Source organism: Vibrio vulnificus CMCP6 (assembly GCF_000039765.1).
GTDB lineage: Bacteria > Pseudomonadota > Gammaproteobacteria > Enterobacterales > Vibrionaceae > Vibrio > Vibrio vulnificus_B.
In genome coordinates, this window is record NC_004459.3 from 124,484 (window position 1) to 143,899 (window position 19,416).

At 46.7% G+C, this 19,416-nt stretch carries 17 protein-coding genes; 5 read left to right on the forward strand and 12 right to left on the reverse strand.

What is annotated here, in order from left to right; all coding sequences use genetic code 11:
• Positions 1–7: 7 nt before the first annotated feature.
• The 4 genes from VV1_RS00645 to VV1_RS00660 form a co-directional block, all read right to left on the reverse strand.
• The gene (locus tag VV1_RS00645; RefSeq protein ID WP_011078256.1) at positions 8–313 is read right to left on the reverse strand and encodes a hypothetical protein; all 306 of its coding nucleotides are present in this window, start codon (positions 311–313) and stop codon (positions 8–10) included.
• Between the two features lie 25 nt (positions 314–338).
• On the reverse strand, positions 339–1,040 hold the full coding sequence (tsaB, locus tag VV1_RS00650) for a tRNA (adenosine(37)-N6)-threonylcarbamoyltransferase complex dimerization subunit type 1 TsaB (RefSeq protein ID WP_011078257.1): 702 nt from the start codon (positions 1,038–1,040) through the stop codon (positions 339–341).
• On the reverse strand, positions 1,041–2,960 hold the full coding sequence (yoaA, locus tag VV1_RS00655; protein WP_011078258.1) for a DNA repair helicase YoaA: 1,920 nt from the start codon (positions 2,958–2,960) through the stop codon (positions 1,041–1,043).
• 97 nt (positions 2,961–3,057) lie between these two features.
• The gene (locus VV1_RS00660; RefSeq protein WP_011078259.1) at positions 3,058–3,258 is read right to left on the reverse strand and encodes a hypothetical protein; all 201 of its coding nucleotides are present in this window, start codon (positions 3,256–3,258) and stop codon (positions 3,058–3,060) included.
• 195 nt (positions 3,259–3,453) lie between these two features.
• Between VV1_RS00660 and purU the strand changes: the two genes are divergently transcribed.
• Complete coding sequence (gene purU / locus VV1_RS00665) at positions 3,454–4,287, forward strand: formyltetrahydrofolate deformylase (protein WP_011078260.1); 834 nt, start codon at positions 3,454–3,456, stop codon at positions 4,285–4,287.
• Between the two features lie 63 nt (positions 4,288–4,350).
• Here purU and VV1_RS00670 read toward each other — a convergent pair whose 3' ends face one another.
• On the reverse strand, positions 4,351–4,947 hold the full coding sequence (locus VV1_RS00670) for a VOC family protein (protein ID WP_011078261.1): 597 nt from the start codon (positions 4,945–4,947) through the stop codon (positions 4,351–4,353).
• A gap of 220 nt (positions 4,948–5,167) precedes the next feature.
• On the opposite strand from VV1_RS00670, the gene argS reads away from it, so the two are divergent.
• Both argS and VV1_RS00680 read left to right on the forward strand, forming a co-directional pair.
• Positions 5,168–6,901 carry an arginine--tRNA ligase gene (argS, locus tag VV1_RS00675; protein ID WP_011078262.1) on the forward strand — a complete coding sequence of 578 codons (1,734 nt, stop codon included), beginning with the start codon at positions 5,168–5,170 and terminating at the stop codon, positions 6,899–6,901.
• A gap of 126 nt (positions 6,902–7,027) precedes the next feature.
• Positions 7,028–7,456, forward strand: a complete 429-nt coding sequence (locus tag VV1_RS00680; RefSeq protein WP_011078263.1) for an HIT family protein — start codon at positions 7,028–7,030, stop codon at positions 7,454–7,456.
• Between the two features lie 108 nt (positions 7,457–7,564).
• Here VV1_RS00680 and VV1_RS00685 read toward each other — a convergent pair whose 3' ends face one another.
• The 5 genes from VV1_RS00685 to znuA all read right to left on the reverse strand — a co-directional run bounded on the left by VV1_RS00685 (position 7,565) and on the right by znuA (position 15,533).
• Entirely contained in the window at positions 7,565–7,795 is a 231-nt protein-coding gene (locus tag VV1_RS00685; RefSeq protein WP_011078264.1) for a FeoC-like transcriptional regulator, read from the reverse strand.
• Positions 7,792–10,068 carry a Fe(2+) transporter permease subunit FeoB gene (feoB, locus tag VV1_RS00690; protein WP_011078265.1) on the reverse strand — a complete coding sequence of 759 codons (2,277 nt, stop codon included), beginning with the start codon at positions 10,066–10,068 and terminating at the stop codon, positions 7,792–7,794. Before feoB ends, VV1_RS00685 begins: the two co-directional genes overlap by 4 nt.
• Positions 10,068–10,295: a FeoA family protein gene (locus VV1_RS00695; RefSeq protein WP_011078266.1), complete on the reverse strand. Its 228-nt coding sequence runs from the start codon at positions 10,293–10,295 to the stop codon at positions 10,068–10,070. Before VV1_RS00695 ends, feoB begins: the two co-directional genes overlap by 1 nt.
• A 786-nt stretch (positions 10,296–11,081) precedes the next feature.
• Positions 11,082–14,486: an AraC family transcriptional regulator gene (locus VV1_RS00700; RefSeq protein ID WP_043920899.1), complete on the reverse strand. Its 3,405-nt coding sequence runs from the start codon at positions 14,484–14,486 to the stop codon at positions 11,082–11,084.
• A gap of 171 nt (positions 14,487–14,657) precedes the next feature.
• Entirely contained in the window at positions 14,658–15,533 is an 876-nt protein-coding gene (znuA, locus tag VV1_RS00705; RefSeq protein ID WP_011078268.1) for a zinc ABC transporter substrate-binding protein ZnuA, read from the reverse strand.
• An 81-nt stretch (positions 15,534–15,614) separates the two neighbouring features.
• On the opposite strand from znuA, the gene znuC reads away from it, so the two are divergent.
• The gene (znuC, locus tag VV1_RS00710) at positions 15,615–16,400 is read left to right on the forward strand and encodes a zinc ABC transporter ATP-binding protein ZnuC (RefSeq protein WP_011078269.1); all 786 of its coding nucleotides are present in this window, start codon (positions 15,615–15,617) and stop codon (positions 16,398–16,400) included.
• On the forward strand, positions 16,393–17,178 hold the full coding sequence (gene znuB, locus VV1_RS00715; protein WP_039553087.1) for a zinc ABC transporter permease subunit ZnuB: 786 nt from the start codon (positions 16,393–16,395) through the stop codon (positions 17,176–17,178). Before znuC ends, znuB begins: the two co-directional genes overlap by 8 nt.
• A gap of 82 nt (positions 17,179–17,260) precedes the next feature.
• On the opposite strand, the gene sucD is transcribed toward znuB, so the two are convergent.
• Entirely contained in the window at positions 17,261–18,133 is an 873-nt protein-coding gene (gene sucD / locus VV1_RS00720; protein WP_011078271.1) for a succinate--CoA ligase subunit alpha, read from the reverse strand.
• On the reverse strand, positions 18,133–19,299 hold the full coding sequence (gene sucC / locus VV1_RS00725; RefSeq protein ID WP_011078272.1) for an ADP-forming succinate--CoA ligase subunit beta: 1,167 nt from the start codon (positions 19,297–19,299) through the stop codon (positions 18,133–18,135). The genes sucD and sucC overlap by 1 nt, the downstream gene beginning before the upstream one ends.
• Positions 19,300–19,416 lie beyond the last annotated feature (117 nt).

The following is a 19,416-nucleotide window of genomic DNA, read 5'->3' on the forward strand; positions in this document are numbered from 1 at the left end:
AAAAGGGTCAAATGTAGATATCGACACCGAGCAACTGGGCGAGTTCCTCTCTTTTGGCTTGATTCATTACGTCCATGTATTCTTGCATTGCACGTCGAGCTTGACCTTCGGGAAGATCATACTGAATTTGCGCTTTATGAATGTCAGATTCTTTGACATTTTGGATGCTATGCGCCACGGCATTGGCTACCTTGGACGTTTGACCAACCGCTTGTTGCTGTTGGTTTTTCGCCACCTTACGCTTGTTGCTGCTTTTATTCGTCCGTTGCGTCCCGGGAATAATCGCAGGAGGTAAACCGTTAATTGAAGCCATCGCGTTCCATCACTTTAAGTGGGCGTTATTCACGCCCTGGTAGTTTTTTCCAAGCCACGTTATCGCGCAGATAAACTGGGCTAGACTCTTCTACGGCAACCGTATTGCCCGCCGCCAGCTCATACTTAGCAAGGACAACAATGTCTTGAGCATCAGGGTAAAGTACCTCACCCGCTTCGATGTTCAACGGCAAATTGGCTAAGCTTTCAGCGTAGGCATCCCATCCTGTACCCGCGCTTGTCCAGCTCTGTTGATCGGCCGTGATATTTTGTGCTAATTGCGCCGGAGGAATGACGCATTCCGCGTCCACGGCAACCCAACTGCCATCTTGCTGACGCTGGTAGCGTCCCCAATAGACTTCATCCATGCGCGCATCAATCGCAGCCACCACCGAGGTCGCGCCGTGTACACGGTAGGAACCTTGCGCCATCGCTGCCAGTGTTGAAATGCCAATCATTGGCAAATCCGCACCGAATGCTAAACCTTGTGCAATACCGATGCCAATTCGCACGCCAGTAAAACTGCCTGGGCCACGGCCAAAAGCGAGCGCATCTAAATCGGTCAGTGTCAATCCAGCTTGTTGCAACACCTCTTCCACCATAGGTAGGACTTTTTTGGTGTGGTCACGTGGGGCCACTTCGCTACGTGAAAAGACTTGGTCGCCGACTAAAAGGGCGACTGAACAGTTTTCGGTTGCGGTGTCGATAGCAAGAATTTTAGCGCTCATTCAGTTCTCTGTTTGTTCTGTTAGAAATTGTTGAATCAAATCCAAATCACGGGTTCTTGGGATCGGAGGTAAGCTGGCAAGAAAAATGCCGCCGTATTCTCTTGTGACCAAGCGGTTGTCACAGATGATTAAAGCCCCGCGATCTTTTTGATCTCGAATCAGACGCCCTACCCCTTGTTTGAGCGTAATGACTGCATCAGGCAGTTGTACTTGCTCAAACGGCTCTCCGCCTCGTAATCGACAATCTTCGATACGAGCTTTAAGTAGCGGGTCATCTGGTGATGTAAAAGGAAGTTTGTCGATGATAACACAGCTTAAGGCGTCACCTCTAACATCGATTCCTTCCCAAAAAGCGCCAGTGGCCACCAGCAAGGCATTCCCCAACTCCATAAATTCAGCGAGCGTGCGCTGTTTGCTCATCTCGCCTTGCAATAAAACGGGTAAGTCCAAAACCTCGCGAAAACGCTCGCCTAATTCACGCATCATCGAATGTGAAGTACAGAGGAAGAAACAACGCCCTTGGTTGGATTCAATCACCGGCGCCAACATCGCCACCAGCTTTTGCGCCAAACCTGGGCTATTGGGCTCTGGTAGATAGCGAGGGACGCACAATCGCGCCTGCTCGGCATAATCAAATGGGCTTGGCAATGAGAATTGCTTTCGCGGCTTTAAGCCTAAGCGGTCGGTAAAATGACTAAAATCGTCCCCCACCGCCAACGTGGCCGAGGTGAAGATCCACGCGCCCTGTTTGATCTCTATTTGCTCATGAAATTTGTCCGCAACTGAGAGCGGCGTGATGTGCAATGTAAAATGGCGCGGCGAGGTATCAAACCAGTACGAATAGCCCGTGATGCTGGTATCACACACTCGTTCTAAACGACCTTTAATGAGGTTAGCGCGCTCAAACGCCACATCAAGCAATTGGCAGCGACCTAACGCGAGCTTGAGTACCTCGATGGTCAGATCCAACGCATCCACCAAGCGATCCACTTCGCGCTTGATGGATGGCGATTGTAAGGCATCTCGCCAATTGCCACGAAAGCCAGGCTCACCCAGCACAATGCGCATATCCATTGCGGTTTGGGCTAATTTATCCCCCACTTTTTGCAGCTGACGCATGTCTTTCACTTCCGTGCGATAGGCAATTTCAATGTCTTTGGCCAAATCGAGAATCTGGCGGCTGGAGAGTGACTGACCAAAATATTCGCTCGCAATATCAGGTAGTTGATGCGCCTCATCAAAAATAAACACATCCGCTTCGGGGATCAGCTCACCAAAACCGGTTTCTTTGATCGCCAGGTCGGCAAGAAAAAGGTGATGGTTCACCACCACCACATCGGCATCCAGCGCTTTCTTTCGCGCTTTTAACACAAAGCAATCTTGGTAACTTGGACAATCTTTGCCTAAGCAGTTGTCATTGGTTGACGTGATGGTGGGTATGATCATGCTGTCTTCTGGCAACTCTTCACAATCACCCAAATCGCCCGTTTTGGTTTCCGAAGACCAACTGCGCACTTTGACCAATTGGCTTAATGACGTGGAATCCGATTCATTGTGATGCACTTCGACCATTTGTCGGCTTAAACGCTCTAAACACAAATAGTTGGAGCGGCCTTTCAACAACGCGAGTTGTCCAAAAAAGCCTAACGCATCGGTCATGAGCGGCAAATCACGATGAAAAAGCTGTTCTTGCAAGTTTTTCGAACCGGTAGAAATAATGACCTTTTTGCCACTTAGCAGAGCTGGCACCAGATAAGCGAAGGTTTTACCGGTTCCGGTCCCCGCTTCAACCACAAGCTGTGTTTGCTGTTGGATCGCCTCGGCGACCGCTTCGGCCATATCGACCTGAGGTTGACGAGCTTGAAAGCCGGGAATGGCCTTGCCTAAAGCACCTTTGGAAGAAAACGTTTTTGCTATCATTCTGTGTTCTGCTGAGGGGTCAGTGGCACAGATTATGTCAGGTTTGTCTTTTTGAGGCGAATCCGAATTGTCTTCGCCTCGGCAGGTATTTGGTCGGTTATTTGCGGTTTAAATAGCGTGCAAGCCACGCTGGGCCGGTGAATTGATCCTCTTCCCCTAAGATGGCCTTGGCCGCTTCGGCTGGAGAAGCTCGATTTTCCCAAAGTTCAGTAATGCGATCCTCATCTATTTCATGGTTACCGAGCAGAGAGCTCACTCTCTCTACATACAGTTTTCGAGCCAGTAGATCTTTGTCCATATACACCACCTCTATGATTCTTATGAAGGCTCAATTCAGACAACGTCTTCAGCCAAACGTTTTGCTGGAGAATTTGTTTGAAACCATCTTAATAATAGATTATCTATTAGGCCTGTATTGCGGTTTAGTTCACCGTTCGACGCCCAAACAATTATTCGTACCATAAAAAAAATAAATCACGGAAGTATCTCTAATATGGAAAAGAAAACACTACTGACTCATTGCTCAGACGCGCCGGGTCTGATCTCTAAAATCACCAACATTTGTTACAAGCATCAACTGAATATTATTCACAACAATGAGTTTGTAGATAATTCCAGCGGTCACTTTTTTATGCGAACCGAACTGGAGGGATACTTTAACGACCACACTTTTCTTGCCGATCTCGACCAAGCGCTGCCACAAGGGGCAAAACGTAAACTCGTCAGTTCTGAGCGAAAACGCATTGTGATTTTGGTTACCAAAGAAGCGCACTGCTTAGGTGATATTCTGATGAAGAATTACGACGGTAGCTTGGATGTTGACATTGCTGCGGTGGTAGGTAACTACGACAAACTGCAAAGCCTCACGGAAAAATTCGACATCCCTTATCACCATGTTTGTCATGAAGGACTCGATCGTGAAAGTCACGAGCAGAAGATGCTTGAAGTGATTGGTCAATATCAGCCCGATTATTTGGTGCTAGCGAAATACATGCGTGTGCTCACGCCAGGTTTTGTTGAGAAATATCATCATAAGATCATCAACATTCACCACAGCTTCTTGCCTGCCTTTATTGGCGCGAAACCTTATCAACAAGCTTTTGATCGCGGTGTAAAAATCATCGGTGCTACGGCACACTTCGTCACCAATGATTTAGATGAAGGCCCAATCATCAAACAAGACGTGATTCCGGTTGATCACAACTTCAGCGCGCAAGACATGGCACAAGCGGGTCGAGATGTTGAGAAGAATGTGTTGAGCAAGGCGCTTAATAAAGTACTGAATGACCACGTTTTTGTGTATGGCAACAAAACCGTCATTCTTTAAGCATGGAATACAGCGAACTAAAAGGGTTGCAATGATTGCAACCCTTTGTTTTTTTCTGCGTAGCTAGGCTTGCTCAGACTCAACAATACGTTTTAAAGAATGTGGGTGCAGCTTGATGCAAATGCCTTGGTACTTGAACGCAACCGTCGGATTGTTCAACCGCTCACCTTCCCCCTTTGGACTCGACAACTTCACCTTAACCCCCAGTTCCTCGAGTTTGCTAAACTGAGCGCCAAACGCTGGATAGGTGTGTTTCAAATCCGCCAAATAGTCTTCGGCCGTTTGAGCATGAGATGGGACGACAAACTCTACATGTTCCCAACCTTCTTGGGGATACGCTTTTCCTTCTGCCGGATAAGGCAGCTCTAAGCATTCGATTTTCCAACCGCGACTGGCCAGTGGCGCATCAAACTCGATCACAATGATCGGACGACCATTGATGTTCGCCTGTGAGATCACTTTGCCTTGTTCACTCCACATTTGCTGAGACAACTGAGCGGTTTGATTCTCGTTTACGCGTAGCGCAATATGATCCGCTTGAGCAAAACTCAAATCCAGTTGCAATAAATCGGCCAGCGACTCGATTTTCTGCATGAAACCGGGTAAATCCTCTAGCATCTGTTGGGGTGTCAGGCGTTTTTCTGCCAGCAAATTACTCATTTTCGTTCTCTTCACACTTTTTATTTCTGGGCGTCATAGTAACAACTTCAGGCAAAATTGGCAGTCCTGCGAGTACTTTAATAAAAAGTCAAAATTTCACTAAATCGGCTCTGTATGAAAGGCAATATAATTGCTATCATTAGCCCCATTTTTGTGAACTCAAACAAAACCCGGCCTCTCTATTTCCGGGTTTTTCGTCCTTGAATTGAAGGAAACGCGTGTGAATATCCAAGCACTTATTAACGACAAAGTATCTCAGGCTCTTGAAGCTGCTGGCGCTCCTGCAGGCAGCCCTGCAGCGGTTCGCCAATCCGCTAAGCCACAATTTGGTGACTACCAAGCAAACGGCGTAATGGGCGTAGCAAAACAGTTGGGTACTAACCCTCGAGAATTTGCGCAAAAAGTATTGGATGTTCTAGACCTAGACGGCATCGCAAGCAAAACCGAAATCGCAGGCCCTGGTTTTATCAATATTTTCCTAAGCGAAGAGTTCCTAGCGAAGCAAGCTGAAGCGGCACTGGCGGATCCTCGTCTTGGCGTCGCGTCAGAAGAAGCACAAACTATCGTTGCTGACTACTCTGCGCCAAACGTGGCAAAAGAGATGCACGTTGGTCACCTACGTTCAACCATCATTGGTGATGCGGTTGTACGTACCCTTGAGTTCCTAGGTCACAAAGTGATCCGTGCGAACCACATCGGTGATTGGGGTACGCAGTTCGGTATGCTTATCGCCAACCTTGAGCGCGTGCAGCAAGAGTCTGGCGAAGTTTCTATGGAACTGGCTGACCTTGAAGGTTTCTACCGCGAATCGAAAAAACTCTACGACGAAGATGAAGAGTTTGCAGTAAAAGCTCGCGGCTACGTCGTTAAACTGCAAAGCGGCGACGAGTTCTGCGCAGAGATGTGGAAGAAGCTGGTTGACGTCACCATGATCCAAAATCAACGCAACTACGATCGTCTCAACGTCTCTCTATCTCGTGATGACGTCATGGGCGAGAGCATGTACAACGACATGCTACCTAAGATCGTAGCCGACCTGAAAGCTCAAGGTCTTGCGGTTGAAGATGACGGCGCGCAAGTTGTGTTCCTTGAAGAATTCAAGAACAAAGACGGCGAGCCTATGGGCGTTATCGTACAAAAACGTGACGGTGGCTTCCTCTACACCACAACGGACATCGCGTGTGCGAAATACCGTTACGAAGAGCTAGGCGCAGATCGTGTGCTTTACTTCATCGACTCTCGTCAGCACCAGCACCTAATGCAAGCTTGGACGATCGTTCGTAAAGCGGGTTACGTGCCAGAGTCTGTTTCTCTTGAACACCATGCATTCGGCATGATGCTGGGTAAAGACGGTAAGCCATTCAAAACTCGTGCGGGTGGTACGGTTCGTCTTGCTGATCTTCTTGATGAAGCAGAAGTGCGTGCAGCGCAACTGATCGAATCTAAGAACCCAGAACTAGCTGAAGACGAGAAGAAAGCAATAGCGAACACAGTTGCAATGGCAGCGGTTAAATACGCAGACCTTTCTAAGCACCGTACTACAGACTACGTGTTCGATTGGGACAACATGCTAGCGTTCGAAGGTAACACAGCACCGTACATGCAATACGCTTACACGCGCGTAGCCTCTGTATTCGCTAAAGCAGGCGTTTCTATGGATGATCTGCAAGGTGAAATCAAGATCACTGACGAGAAAGAAAAAGCGCTTATCGCCAAACTGATGCAGTTCGAAGAAGCAGTTCAATCTGTGGCTCGCGAAGGTCAGCCACACATCATGTGTAGCTACCTATTCGAACTCGCAGGTCAGTTCTCTAGCTTCTACGAAGCATGCCCTATCCTAGTGGCTGAAGACGAAGCAGTGAAACAAAGCCGTCTGAAACTCGCTGCGCTAACAGCGAAGACCATTAAGCAAGGTCTGTCTCTACTTGGTATCGATACGCTAGAACGTATGTAATAGGTTCGAGGTTCGAGGTTCGAGGTTCGAGGTTCGAGACAATAAAGAAAGGTTGACGTGAAAGCGTCAACCTTTTGTTTTATCTGGCGTATACTGTTGTCATTCAATTCAAACCGGACAACAACAATGAGTTTTGAACTGCATCCTCAACTGGCCAAAGACACAACGGTGATTGGCCACTTCCCACTGTGTGTGGCATTGCTGCATAAAGACAATGCCGTGCCGTGGGTGATTTTGGTACCGAAACGTGCAAACCTAAAAGAACTACACCACTTGCCAATGCAAGAGCAACAACAGTTTTTGCTCGAGTCTCAAGCAGTAAGCCAAGCACTGGAAGCGACATTCCGCCCAGACAAACTCAACCTTGGCGCATTAGGTAACATGGTGCCACAACTGCACATTCACCACATTGCACGCTTTAAAGACGACGTGGCGTGGCCAGGACCCGTTTGGGGCAATACCAACGGAGAGTTCCGCACCGAAGAAGAACAAAACGAACTGCTTGTTCGCATCAAAAACGTCCTATCACTGAGCTCAATCTTCCAAAAAGCCTAAATCAAATCGCTTGTTGATAGCGGGGCTGAAAGAGTACTCGGGCGCAATAGAAAAGCCGCATCATTACTGATGCGGCTTTGTCGTTTTTATCTCATTTGGCGTCTGAGACTACATGGTTACGGTCAGCGATAAACCGTCTTGTTTGGTCACTGCGTAGCGAACACGAGTGACACAATGAGCTTTATTGGTGTCGACTAAGCGGCTAATTTTACCTTTCTTGATCCACACGCTTAACATCGCATCAGCGCCATCTTCACTCATCCCAAACTGCTTAGCCAGATCTGACTGGGAGACGGTTCCTTTATCTGCAATATATTGATAAAGCTCTTTTAATATCATGCTACCTGCGCCTCAAATACGCCTCGTTGCTTGTCACCTACGCGCTTAAACACACGATACGTGGCAAAGAAAATGGCGACAATCGCTGCGATCCAAACACCACTGCTGACAGGACTATCCGCAAAGTGTGTCAACTGGTTGTAGAAGGTCGCACAAAGGTAGGCCAGAGCCATCGTCCACACGGCAATAAAGCGTGCAAATTTATGTCCGAATTCGCGAACGTATGCCCCCATCGCTGCCACACATGGGGTGTACAACAAAATAAAAATGAGGTAGGCAAAAGCCGCATGACCAGACGCAAACTGCGCTTTAAGGTTACCAAAGATAGAAGCATCAACATCTTGTTCCTCTGCCACAGCATTTGAATCCGTTAGATCTCCCACCTCGATACCCAATGGATCTGAATAGCTCAAACCCGCTAAGTTTTCAGGGATACTCATCACGGCCTCTTCTAGGCTGGCCATCAGATCAAACTCCGCTTCTTCTCCATCACTTGGTGTGGTGTATAGACTATTAAGCGTACCCACTACTGCCTCTTTGGCGAAGATACCTGTGATGATACCGACTGTCGCTGGCCAGTTGTCTTTCTCGATACCAATCGGAGCAAACACGGGCGTTACCACTTGCGCGGCTTTTGACAGAACCGAGTTTTCGCTGTCTTCGTTGCCGAAGCTGCCATCGGTACCAAGCGAGTTCAAGAAACTTAGGATCGCAACCACAACAACGATGGTTTTGCCTGCACCCAAAACGAAACGCTTCAGTTTTTGCCATGTTTTGATCACCACGTTTTGCAGTGTTGGCAGTTCGTAATCGGGCATTTCCATCACTAAGCTGTCACTACTACCCGGGTACAGCGTGTGCTTAAGGAAGAGACCCGTGAAAATCGCCGCGACGATACCAAGTAGATAAAGCGCAAACACAATATTTTGCCCAGCACCTGGAAAAAAGGCGGCAGCAAATAGCGCATACACAGGCAAGCGAGCACCACAAGACATAAATGGCGCCATTGATGCTGCCAGTTTACGTTCACGCTCTTGGTCTAGTGTACGCGTGGCCATAATGGATGGCACGTTACAGCCGAAGCCTAAAACCAGTGGTACAAAAGCTTTACCCGGCAGGCCGATCTTCTGCATCACTTTATCAAGCACAAAGGCGGCGCGAGCCATGTAGCCTGAGCTTTCAAGCACAGCGAGGAAAAGGTACAAACAGGCGATAACCGGAATGAAAGTCGCCACCGTCTGAATACCACCACCGAGTCCATCTGCCAGTACCGTCACCAACCACACCGGCAAGTGTCCGTCTAACAAGTGGTGGCCTCCATCAACCAATAGAGCACCGACACCGATATCAAAGAAGTCAATAAAGGCACTACCAATGTTGATAGAGAACATGAACATGAGGTACATCACAACGAAGAAGAACGGAATACCGACCCATTTGTTGAGAATAAATTGGTCCAGCTTTTCAGTGACACTGCGGCTTAACTTACCTTCGCTACGACGGACCTTTTTGCACTCCTGATGAAGATGTGTATATTTGACGTCAGCAACGTGTAAGTCCACATCCAGATTTAATTCCGTCACGACTTCTTCAACACGAAGGCGCTCCACATCAGACATACTGTTTAGTACCAGAGCGTCTTTCTCGAGAGCACGAACGGCGAGTGCTCGGTGGGAAACCGTTTGATCGTTAAATAGCGTTGAAATGCTATCAATCGCCGCTTCCATCGCCTGACCATAGTTCAAAGCAATCTCTTTTAGTGCCACACCTTGAACCACAGATTTGTGCAGTTTCTCTTTAAACTCCGCAACTTGTGCTTTGTTCGTTGCGGATAAACTGATCACTGGGCAACCGAGACTTTTTTCTAACTCAGCCACATTGATGATCTGACGCTCACGTTTAAGCGCATCCATTTTATTCAACACAACAATCATCGGGCGGCCAAGTTCGCGCAATTGCAGTGTCATGTATAAGCTGCGCTCAAGGCTTGTTGCGTCCACCACATTGATGATCATATCGGCTGGGTGAGTTAATACCGCGCGAGAAGCAATCGATTCATCAATACTGTTGCTGTCATTACCACTATCCAGCGAGTAGATACCCGGAAGATCTGTCAGCAAAAATTCATCACCAGCGTGATGGTAACGACCAGTTTTCTTTTCTACCGTGACGCCAGCCCAGTTGCCCACTTGCTGTTTCGCGCCAGTCAAACCGTTAAATAACGTCGTTTTTCCGCTGTTAGGATTACCGACCGTCAGAATTTGATACTGCATTATTGGCACTCCACTTCGATGGCTTCCGCAATTTTTTCTCGCACCGCTAACGACACTCCACGAGCTTCTATTTGTAGTGGATCACCCATTGGTGCTCGACGAATAAGTCGTACAGACGTGTTTGGCAAAATACCCATCACCATGAGTTTCTTTCTCACGTCGCTAGTGAGTCCATGAATAGCCACAACCATCGCGCTCTGGCCTTGTTTTAATTCTGATAATTTCATACTTGCCCGAAAAGAAAGTGTAAATGAGAAATATTTTTATTAATAATGCAATTCTACGCCTCAACAAGCTGATTTTTATTGTCTGAAATCAAAGATTGCAGAACTGCGTTCGTAACTTTCGTCAAATTTAGACACGTCATTTACGTCAAAATCCAAATTTCAAATCAACATCGCGTTTAACGTTTTGTTTACAAAAACAAGAAGCAAAATAAATAAACCTTAAATTACAACAACTTAAGAGTACGGGGAGATATTGTCGTTTTTGTAAGGTATCAATGGCGTTATTTTTATAAGGAAAATAAGTCGATTAACTTATAGTGAACACATCGAGAGGCACTCCTCTCAAGAATTCCAGAGGTGACGTGACGATGTCGCGTCACTCCGGCAGCAAGCGAAGGTGTCATTGACACCCGTGGTATAGTCCCCCCGGCTATACCACGATATTTTTTTTCTATCGTTTTCCTCTCTTGTTAAACTCTTTATCTTATTACTCTCACTTTCACCCGTGCACTTAGCAAGCAATAAATTAGCCTCATCCGTTTCTCAACGTATTTTCGATCACACCGTTCAATAACTCCGCATGTACATGACTATCTCAGCTATAGAGCAGCCAATAAGTAGCTTAACGAACAAGGATGAGAGAAAGCATCCATGTCGTATCAGGCTATGAGTTGAAATAGCCTAGGCGCAAGTTAGGCGGAAATAATGTGCCGTTGATGAATAAAGGCCATAGGCAAGGCGAATCAAGCTTTGAGGTAAGCCGAGCACGCTAGGTAGACCGCGATGTTATTCGGACTCTAGAGCGTCACTGGCAAATTTTGAAGGGGGCACACCAAAGTACAGTTTAAAACGTTGACTAAAGTAAGAAGGATCATTAAATCCCGATGCGAAAGCCACATCGACCACTTTTTCACCAGCCAACAAACTTTCGCATGCTTTTTCTAAACGTACTTCCGTGAGGTAATCCGTAAATGTACGAGAGCTCGCTGATTTAAACCGTCGCTGTAAGCTGCGCTCAGAAACATAGAGCTTTTTGGCCGCCATTGCCGTGCCAAATTCTGGGTTTGTATAATGCTCTGCCACCATAGCCTCGACCTTCGCCAACCATAGCTGCTCTGGCGACAGAACAGCTTCGGATGAGACTTCCGTAACTGGAGACAGCTCGACTGAATCAACAAAGATGCTTGGCTCTTCATCATTTATCAGAGATTCAACCGCTTTTGGCCACAGTATTTCGATCTTGTTTCGCTCAGCGCTACTGAACAAGCTTAAGCGTCCGCCACTTTGTTCAACTAAAGCAGGTAGCTTCTCAATTGCAGTATCGACTTTTGTCGACTCAACACCAGCGCTATCCTCGGCTTCCGTGCTCGTACTAAACGGCTGGCCAAAATCAATAAACGACACTTCAACAAAATCGTTTTGCTCTCTGATCACAATATCGAGCATTTGGCCACGATAGGCGCGTTTCAACACACTTGCAAAAACACTATTAAAAATGACATCCAGATTAAATTGCCCTACCGCGACACGATAGTCGTCCGATTCGCCAGAAATGTGCACCTGAACACCGCTTTTATTGAGTTCATCTTCCCAAACGTCAACGACCGACTGAATGATATGGCTAACGTTAAAGTTTTGCAGATGCCCGTCAGTTCCATCGCTGGGCGAGCTTTTTAGCTCTTCCAAAAGCATTGCTATGCGCATTTGATGTTCCTGATATTCTGAGGCAGGTTCAACCGATGGCTTGCTTAGTAATGCATCCACACTTTGACGTAATGAACGGGCAACATTGTCAACCAGCAAATTTCTAACTTGGATCTGTTTACGAAGTTGTTGGTTACTGGTGAGCAACACTCGACTCTGATGACGCAATTGATTGGTCTTCAATGCCACCAGTGCCGTCAACTCACGGTTTTGAACACTGACGTAACGAGAACGCCAGAAAACAACTAAGCCGCCCAGCGCTACGATAAGCAAGACAAAAATTGCCATCGCCATCGTAGTTTGATACCACGGGTGTAACACCGTAAAGCGAACTTGCACGGAATCCCCTGCGACTAGACTGGTTTTAACACTTAACAGGTAATCACCTGCCGCAAGGTGTTCAAAAGAGACTTGTCCTGCTTCTGTGGTTTGCCAGTGTTCCTGGTTTAAACGGTAATAGAGCGTTTCACCGTAAGCATTGGGCATCACGCCGAGGCCAAAACTAATCGCGGAACCATACGCTAACTCGGGCAATTGCCACTCTTTTTGCCCGATATTTGCAACCTGATCATCAATACGAACTTGGCTGATGACCACTCTAGGTTCAGGTAGTTTGGATACCATTAGGTCATCACGGTCCGCAAATACCAGGCCATATTTTGAACCCAGTACTAACACCGAGCCGGATTGCGCTTCTCCAAATGAAGCCGCACATGCCCCTTCAACGAACTCATTACTCATAATGCCCGAACGAGACCCAAAGTGCTTACGCAGCTCTCCGTCAAAATTGTAAAAACTGAGACCAATTGAACTCACCATCCAAATGCCGCTAGCATCGGTGACTAAGCAAATAGGCTTCACGTTTTCCTGAGGAAGTGCCAGCTCTCCTAACGTTTTTTCTGTGGGATCTTTACGATAGATGCCGTGAGTCCCTGCAAACCATAGCGACCCATCTTTCGCTTCTGCAATATCGACACTTTCACCAAAAGACTGCGTGTTTCGCTCAAAACGGATCTTGTCGTTTTCTAGCACATAGGCCCCGTGATCGGTTCTTACGATTAACGGGACTTTTTGATCCACTTCTAGACCCAAAATTCGAGCGGGCAAATTTTGGCTGGCAATCCACCGATCGCCATAATCTTGGAAGCGCCCATCGGCAACGCCAATGGCAGCTAATCGATAACCCGAACTTATCCAAACCTTGCCTTGAGGGCTGACCGAAACAAAATCAATCTCTTTACCTTTAAGGTAACTTGGTAAATCGAACGATCGAAGTTTGTACTGATTCGTGTCGTATATATACAGACCTTGCTCGGAAGCAATCCAGATGTTGCCATCTTCAAGTGCAAAGTCATTCACCTTTACCGGCAAACGCACGCGGCTGTATTGTTTATTAACCCCAATGGCCCGGTAAAGATTGTTTGCATCTTTAAACCAAATCGTTTCATCTGATGCATAGACAATTTTGGTGATATTGCCATTAAAACGGCTGGCTTTTTCTTCGGTGATGTTATTAAGACGTTCAAATTTTCGGCCAAACAGAGAGTAGTAGAGAATGCCACTGTTCGTCGCAACCCAAATACCCCCTTGTTCATCATTCACCAACGAGTAAATTTTTCGATTATCAGGAGAGACATCTTGCGCACCTGCCGCTTTCACTTTGGCCACTTGTCCAGTTAAAAACGAGTAACTGTACAGACCATGTTCCGTGCCAATCCAATATTCTTGATTGGTTTCTGTCATCGAAAGCACATGAGACTCTCCAATCATGATGTTTTTTTGAGTCGGCTTTAAAATATCAATGAGCGCAGCGCCATTTAGCGTCCCCACCAGTAACTCACGACGAGTCGGAGAAAAGTACAGTTTGGCAACGAAATGCTTCGCTGACGCTTTGATATGGGTAAATTGCTCACCTTGTGATAGGTACGCTCCCGATGTGGTACCGAGTACCCATTTGCTTAAAACCCGCTTTGCATCATTGATGTAGACGTAACTACTCTGATTGTTTTGATACAACGAGAGTAAGGAATAGGTTTTTAATTCTTTTGATTCAATATCGTAGTCATAAAAATTGATGCCATCACTCACCCAAATGTGGCCATCTGAGCTGCCAATTTTTCTGATTTCTGCCCCTGGGTTTAAGCTAAACGCTAACTGACGTTTCTGATTGGGGTACGTTTGGAAGACTTCGTTCGCGACAAAAGTCCAAAAACTGCCTTGGTGAAAGGCCACTTGCTCGGAAGGATACTCTAGAAGGCTGCCACGTTTCGGCAACAAGGTATTGCCATCGAAATATTGCACTTTGCCGTGCACGTCATGTATCCATAAACCACCATCACCGCCAACAAAGAGATTTTTAGCGGCAACAAAGGTTCCCTGCTCCTGTCCAGGCAGTGGGTAAAATATGGCAGAGTTTCCGTCCAAAGCTAGCGCTTTGAACGGTAGTGTAAGCCCAGCGAGTAGAAGCCAGGCAAGAATACGCAGCAAGTCAGATTTCCCTGTAAAGTCAATTCTTACGCCCTTGATTATTTTCAACGCTTTAGAGCATTATTTTGGGGCGCTAAATATCATAGCGAAATTGCGGCATGATAAAAATATCAACTTAGCAAGGGTTGCTAATATCACTAATTGGATCACGTAAATAGGGAGAAGTTGGATCTACTTATCATGTAAACATTGGTAGAAATCATTCCCCATTGAGAGGAGATAATTAAAGTAGCCGCCGGATTCAAGTGTCACTTCTGTACCAATAGGGTCTAGAACCCCTTTTTTCGCCGAGCTGCCTCTCATGACACTTTCGATAACCGCTGGTGTAAATTGTGGCTCAGCAAACACACACACAACATCGCCTTTTGCTAAACGGTTACGAATTTCAATCAACGTTTTCGCTCCAGGCTTTTTCTCCGGGCTAACCGTAAAGTGCCCAAGGTTGCGAAGTTGATACTGCTGTTCAAAGTAGCCATAAGCATCATGGAACACATAGTAGCCGCGCTCTTTCACTCCTTGTAGCAACTTATTTAAACGCGTATCCGTTTCATCCAATCCCTGCATGAAACGCTTTAAGTTAGCTTTGTACTGTTCTTCGTTCTGCGCGTCGATTTCGATCAGACGCGCCGTTATCGCTGGAGCAACTTGTTTGACCGCGTCGATGCCCATCCAAAAATGGGGGTCATGGCTACCGTGATCATGGCCATCATGCTGATGAGCCTCTTGGTATTCACGTAACTTAAGAGAAGGAATCGCGCTGATCGTTAGCACATTGGAATGTTCTGACACCAACTTTGTCATAAAAGGCTCTAAGGATGAGCCAAACCACACTATCAGATCCGCTTGCCTTACTTTTTTCACGTCAGAAGGTTTCAAAGCGTAATCGTGAGGCGATGCATTGGCAGCCACGAGTAACTTGGGGGTCGTTACCTCTTGCGTAAGCTCATTGACGATCAGCTGTATTGGTTTAATGCTGGTTAAAACCTCAACGGCAAGCGCTTGTAACGGCAAAAATAACGTAAAAGTACACAATAAAAAGCGAATCATAATAATCCAAGTTGGTAAGTAGCGTTCATTAGGATAAAATGTTACATTATAACACTCACCAATTGCAAATGAGTTCTATTCATGTCAGCGTTAATTAGCCTAAAGGCGCTTTCGGTCACCTTTGACGATAAGAAAGTTTTAGACAGTATTAGCTTGGATTTGCACAAAGGTAAAATCACGACACTGATCGGCCCAAATGGTGCCGGCAAGTCAACCTTAGTCAAAATCATCATCGGTTTACTCAAACCCACTTCAGGTCAAGTTCAACGTCAAGCAAAGCTCACTATCGGCTATGTCCCGCAAAAGCTAAAACTCAATGACACATTGCCACTTAATGTTATCCGTTTCCTAAATCTATCAGGAAAGTATAGCCAGCAAGAAACCATGGAAGCACTTCGACTTGTTGGTGCAGAGCACCTATATAAATCCAACATGCACAAACTCTCTGGCGGTGAGACTCAACGCGTGCTGTTGGCTCGCGCGCTTTTGCAACGGCCAGACTTACTTGTACTTGATGAACCCGCTCAAGGCGTCGACATTCAAGGACAAATTGATCTCTACGATTTAATTGAAAGCATCCGCCATCGTTTCGATTGTGCCGTGTTTATGGTGTCACATGATTTACACCTGGTTATGGCAAAAACCGATGAAGTCATTTGCCTTCAACATCACGTTTGCTGTTCTGGCGCGCCAGAAGACATTACTCAGCACCCGTCTTACATTGCATTATTCGGTAGTGCGGCAAGAGACTCATTAGCGATTTATCATCACCAACATGACCACCACCACCACGATTTAGCAGGCCAACCTGTTTCTGGTGATGCAACTCAGTGTAACCATCATCACCATGGACATCATCATGATTGAGTTTCTTCTTCCTTCTCTTTTAGCCGGCTTAGGAATTGCGCTGATCGCCGGGCCTTTGGGATCATTTGTTGTTTGGCGCAGAATGGCTTACTTCGGCGATACCCTAGCTCATGCGTCATTAATGGGGCTAGCGCTTGGCTTTCTGCTCGATGTGAACTTGTACCTTGCGCTCATTGTATGTTGCCTCGCTTTAGCGGTGATACTCGTGACACTGCAAAAACAGCAGCTCGTTGCGTCGGATACACTGCTCGGCATCTTAGCTCACAGCGCATTGTCCATCGGTTTGGTCGCGGTAAGTTTTCTCGATAATGTCCGTGTGGATCTGATGAGCTACTTATTTGGTGATCTTTTGGCTGTCTCCCCACAAGATTTGCTGTTCATATACGCAGGAGTCGCTGCGGTTGGCGCAACGTTGTATCTTTTTTGGCGACCGCTTTTGTCCACCACAGTTAATGAAGAGTTGGCTGCAGTGGAAGGCACCAATATCGATTTGATTCGCCTAATTTTGATGCTGATGGTCGGTATCGTTATCGCAGTGGGAATGAAATTTGTCGGCGCACTGATTATGACCTCTCTGCTGATCATCCCTGCAGCAGCGGCAAGGCGCTTTGCTCAGTCACCAGAGCAAATGGCTGGGTTTGCTTCTCTGATCGGTGTTCTTGCCGTCCTCGGTGGGTTAACGCTCTCTTGGCATTTCGATACCCCGGCAGGCCCCTCAGTGGTCATTAGCGCAACCGCTATCTTTATGCTGGCTCAACTAAAGCCGCAAACAAGCTAAAGTGACAGAACAAGTAAACTACAATGAAAAAGCCGAGCATTGATTGCTCGGCTTTTACTTGGACGGATGACGCTGTTGTCTATTACCAACCCGTCACTTCGCGAAGTGCTTGACCAATTTCAGCCAAAGACTTAACGGTTTTCACACCAGCAGATTCAAGTGCTGCAAACTTCTCATCCGCAGTCCCTTTACCACCAGAAATGATAGCACCAGCATGGCCCATACGTTTACCCGGAGGCGCAGTTACACCAGCGATGTAAGAGACCACTGGCTTAGTAACGTTCTCTTTAATGAACGCTGCCGCTTCTTCTTCTGCCGTACCGCCAATTTCACCGATCATCACGATCGCTTCCGTTTCTGGGTCTTCTTGGAACAATTTTAGAATATCGATGAAGTTAGAACCTGGGATTGGGTCACCACCGATACCAACACAAGTAGACTGACCGAAACCTTCATCCGTGGTTTGTTTAACGGCTTCGTACGTTAAAGTACCTGAGCGTGAAACGATACCCACTTTACCCTTCTTATGGATATGACCTGGCATGATGCCGATCTTACACTCATCAGGAGTGATAACGCCTGGACAGTTTGGCCCAATCATACGAACGCCAGTCTGCTCCAGTTTCACTTTCACATCGATCATATCCGTCGTAGGAATGCCCTCTGTGATGGTTACAATAAGTTCGATACCCGCATCGATTGCTTCCAAAATGGCATCTTTACAGAAAGGAGCTGGAACGTAGATAACTGTTGCTGTTGCGCCCGTTGCTTCTACCGCTTCGCGAACAGTGTTGAACACAGGTAGGCCTAAATGTGTTTGACCACCTTTACCAGGAGAAACACCACCAACCATTTGCGTGCCATAAGCTAGCGCTTGCTCTGAGTGGAAAGTACCTTGACCGCCTGTGAAACCCTGACAGATTACTTTGGTGTCTTTGTTAATTAATACAGACATTATTTGCCCTCCGCCGCAGCAACTACTTTCTGAGCAGCATCTGTTAGTGATTCTGCTGCAATGATATCCAAACCTGACTCTGCCAGTACTTTGCGGCCAAGATCCGCATTAGTACCTTCAAGGCGTACAACAACGGGTACGCTTACACCAACTTCTTTTACCGCGCCGATGATACCTTCTGCGATCATGTCACAACGAACAATACCACCAAAGATGTTCACCAAAACGGCTTTTACATTGTCATCAGAAAGGATGATCTTGAATGCCTCTGCTACACGCTCTTTTGTCGCGCCGCCACCTACATCCAAGAAGTTGGCTGGTTTGCCACCGTGTAGGTTTACGATGTCCATAGTACCCATTGCAAGGCCTGCACCGTTCACCATACAGCCGACGTTACCATCAAGTGCTACGTAGTTCAGTTCCCACTGCGCCGCATGAGCTTCACGCTTATCTTCTTGAGAAGGATCGTGCATTTCACGCAGTTTAGGTTGGCGGTAAAGCGCATTTGAGTCGATGTTGATCTTACCATCTAGACAAAGTAGGTTGCCTTCACCAGTAATCACAAGTGGGTTGATTTCAAGAAGAGCGAGATCGTATTGAGTGAACATTTCACCCAAACCCATGAAGATTTTCACAAACTGCTTAATTTGATCGCCTTGAAGACCAAGTTTAAATGCAAGCTCACGACCTTGATAAGCCTGAGGGCCTACCAGTGGATCAATAGCCGCTTTGTGAATCAGTTCAGGTGTTTCTTCTGCAACTTTTTCGATTTCCACACCGCCTTCAGTTGAGGCCATGAAAACGACTTTACGTGTTGCACGGTCAACGACAGCACCCAAGTATAGCTCGTTGGCAATATTGGACGCTTCTTCAACCAAAATTTTTGTTACTGGCTGACCATTCGCATCTGTCTGATAAGTTACCAGGTTTTTGCCAAGCCATTTTTGTGCAAATTCTTTCACGCCTTCTTTCGTATCGTGAAGCTCTACGCCACCCGCTTTACCGCGGCCACCTGCGTGAACCTGACATTTTACAACTTTCTTCGCGGTGCTAATGCGGCCAGCAGCTTCAAATGCTTCTTGAGGTGTATCACAAGCATAACCTTCTGGTACCGGCAAACCGAATTCTGCAAACAGCTGTTTGGCTTGGTATTCATGCAAATTCATTTTGATATTCCGTTTGTTCTTCCCTTAAGGGATTTATTATTTCCATAACGTCACGATTAACAGTGCGACGCCTGTAGGGTCTTCTCAAATAAACTGCTAACAGTTCAAGTGAAGGCC

Coding starts and splice junctions, on each gene's coding strand:
- yoaA (WP_011078258.1), bottom strand. CDS start 2,960: ATGATAGCAAAAACGTTTTCTTCCAAAGGTGCTTTAGGCAAGGCCATT.
- VV1_RS00685 (WP_011078264.1), bottom strand. CDS start 7,795: ATGATATTAAAAGAGCTTTATCAATATATTGCAGATAAAGGAACCGTC.
- VV1_RS00645 (WP_011078256.1), bottom strand. CDS start 313: ATGGCTTCAATTAACGGTTTACCTCCTGCGATTATTCCCGGGACGCAA.
- sucC (WP_011078272.1), bottom strand. CDS start 19,299: ATGAATTTGCATGAATACCAAGCCAAACAGCTGTTTGCAGAATTCGGT.
- tsaB (WP_011078257.1), bottom strand. CDS start 1,040: ATGAGCGCTAAAATTCTTGCTATCGACACCGCAACCGAAAACTGTTCA.
- purU (WP_011078260.1), top strand. CDS start 3,454: ATGGAAAAGAAAACACTACTGACTCATTGCTCAGACGCGCCGGGTCTG.
- VV1_RS00660 (WP_011078259.1), bottom strand. CDS start 3,258: ATGGACAAAGATCTACTGGCTCGAAAACTGTATGTAGAGAGAGTGAGC.
- sucD (WP_011078271.1), bottom strand. CDS start 18,133: ATGTCTGTATTAATTAACAAAGACACCAAAGTAATCTGTCAGGGTTTC.
- feoB (WP_011078265.1), bottom strand. CDS start 10,068: ATGCAGTATCAAATTCTGACGGTCGGTAATCCTAACAGCGGAAAAACG.
- znuA (WP_011078268.1), bottom strand. CDS start 15,533: ATGATTCGCTTTTTATTGTGTACTTTTACGTTATTTTTGCCGTTACAA.
- VV1_RS00670 (WP_011078261.1), bottom strand. CDS start 4,947: ATGAGTAATTTGCTGGCAGAAAAACGCCTGACACCCCAACAGATGCTA.
- znuC (WP_011078269.1), top strand. CDS start 15,615: ATGTCAGCGTTAATTAGCCTAAAGGCGCTTTCGGTCACCTTTGACGAT.
- znuB (WP_039553087.1), top strand. CDS start 16,393: ATGATTGAGTTTCTTCTTCCTTCTCTTTTAGCCGGCTTAGGAATTGCG.
- VV1_RS00680 (WP_011078263.1), top strand. CDS start 7,028: ATGAGTTTTGAACTGCATCCTCAACTGGCCAAAGACACAACGGTGATT.
- VV1_RS00695 (WP_011078266.1), bottom strand. CDS start 10,295: ATGAAATTATCAGAATTAAAACAAGGCCAGAGCGCGATGGTTGTGGCT.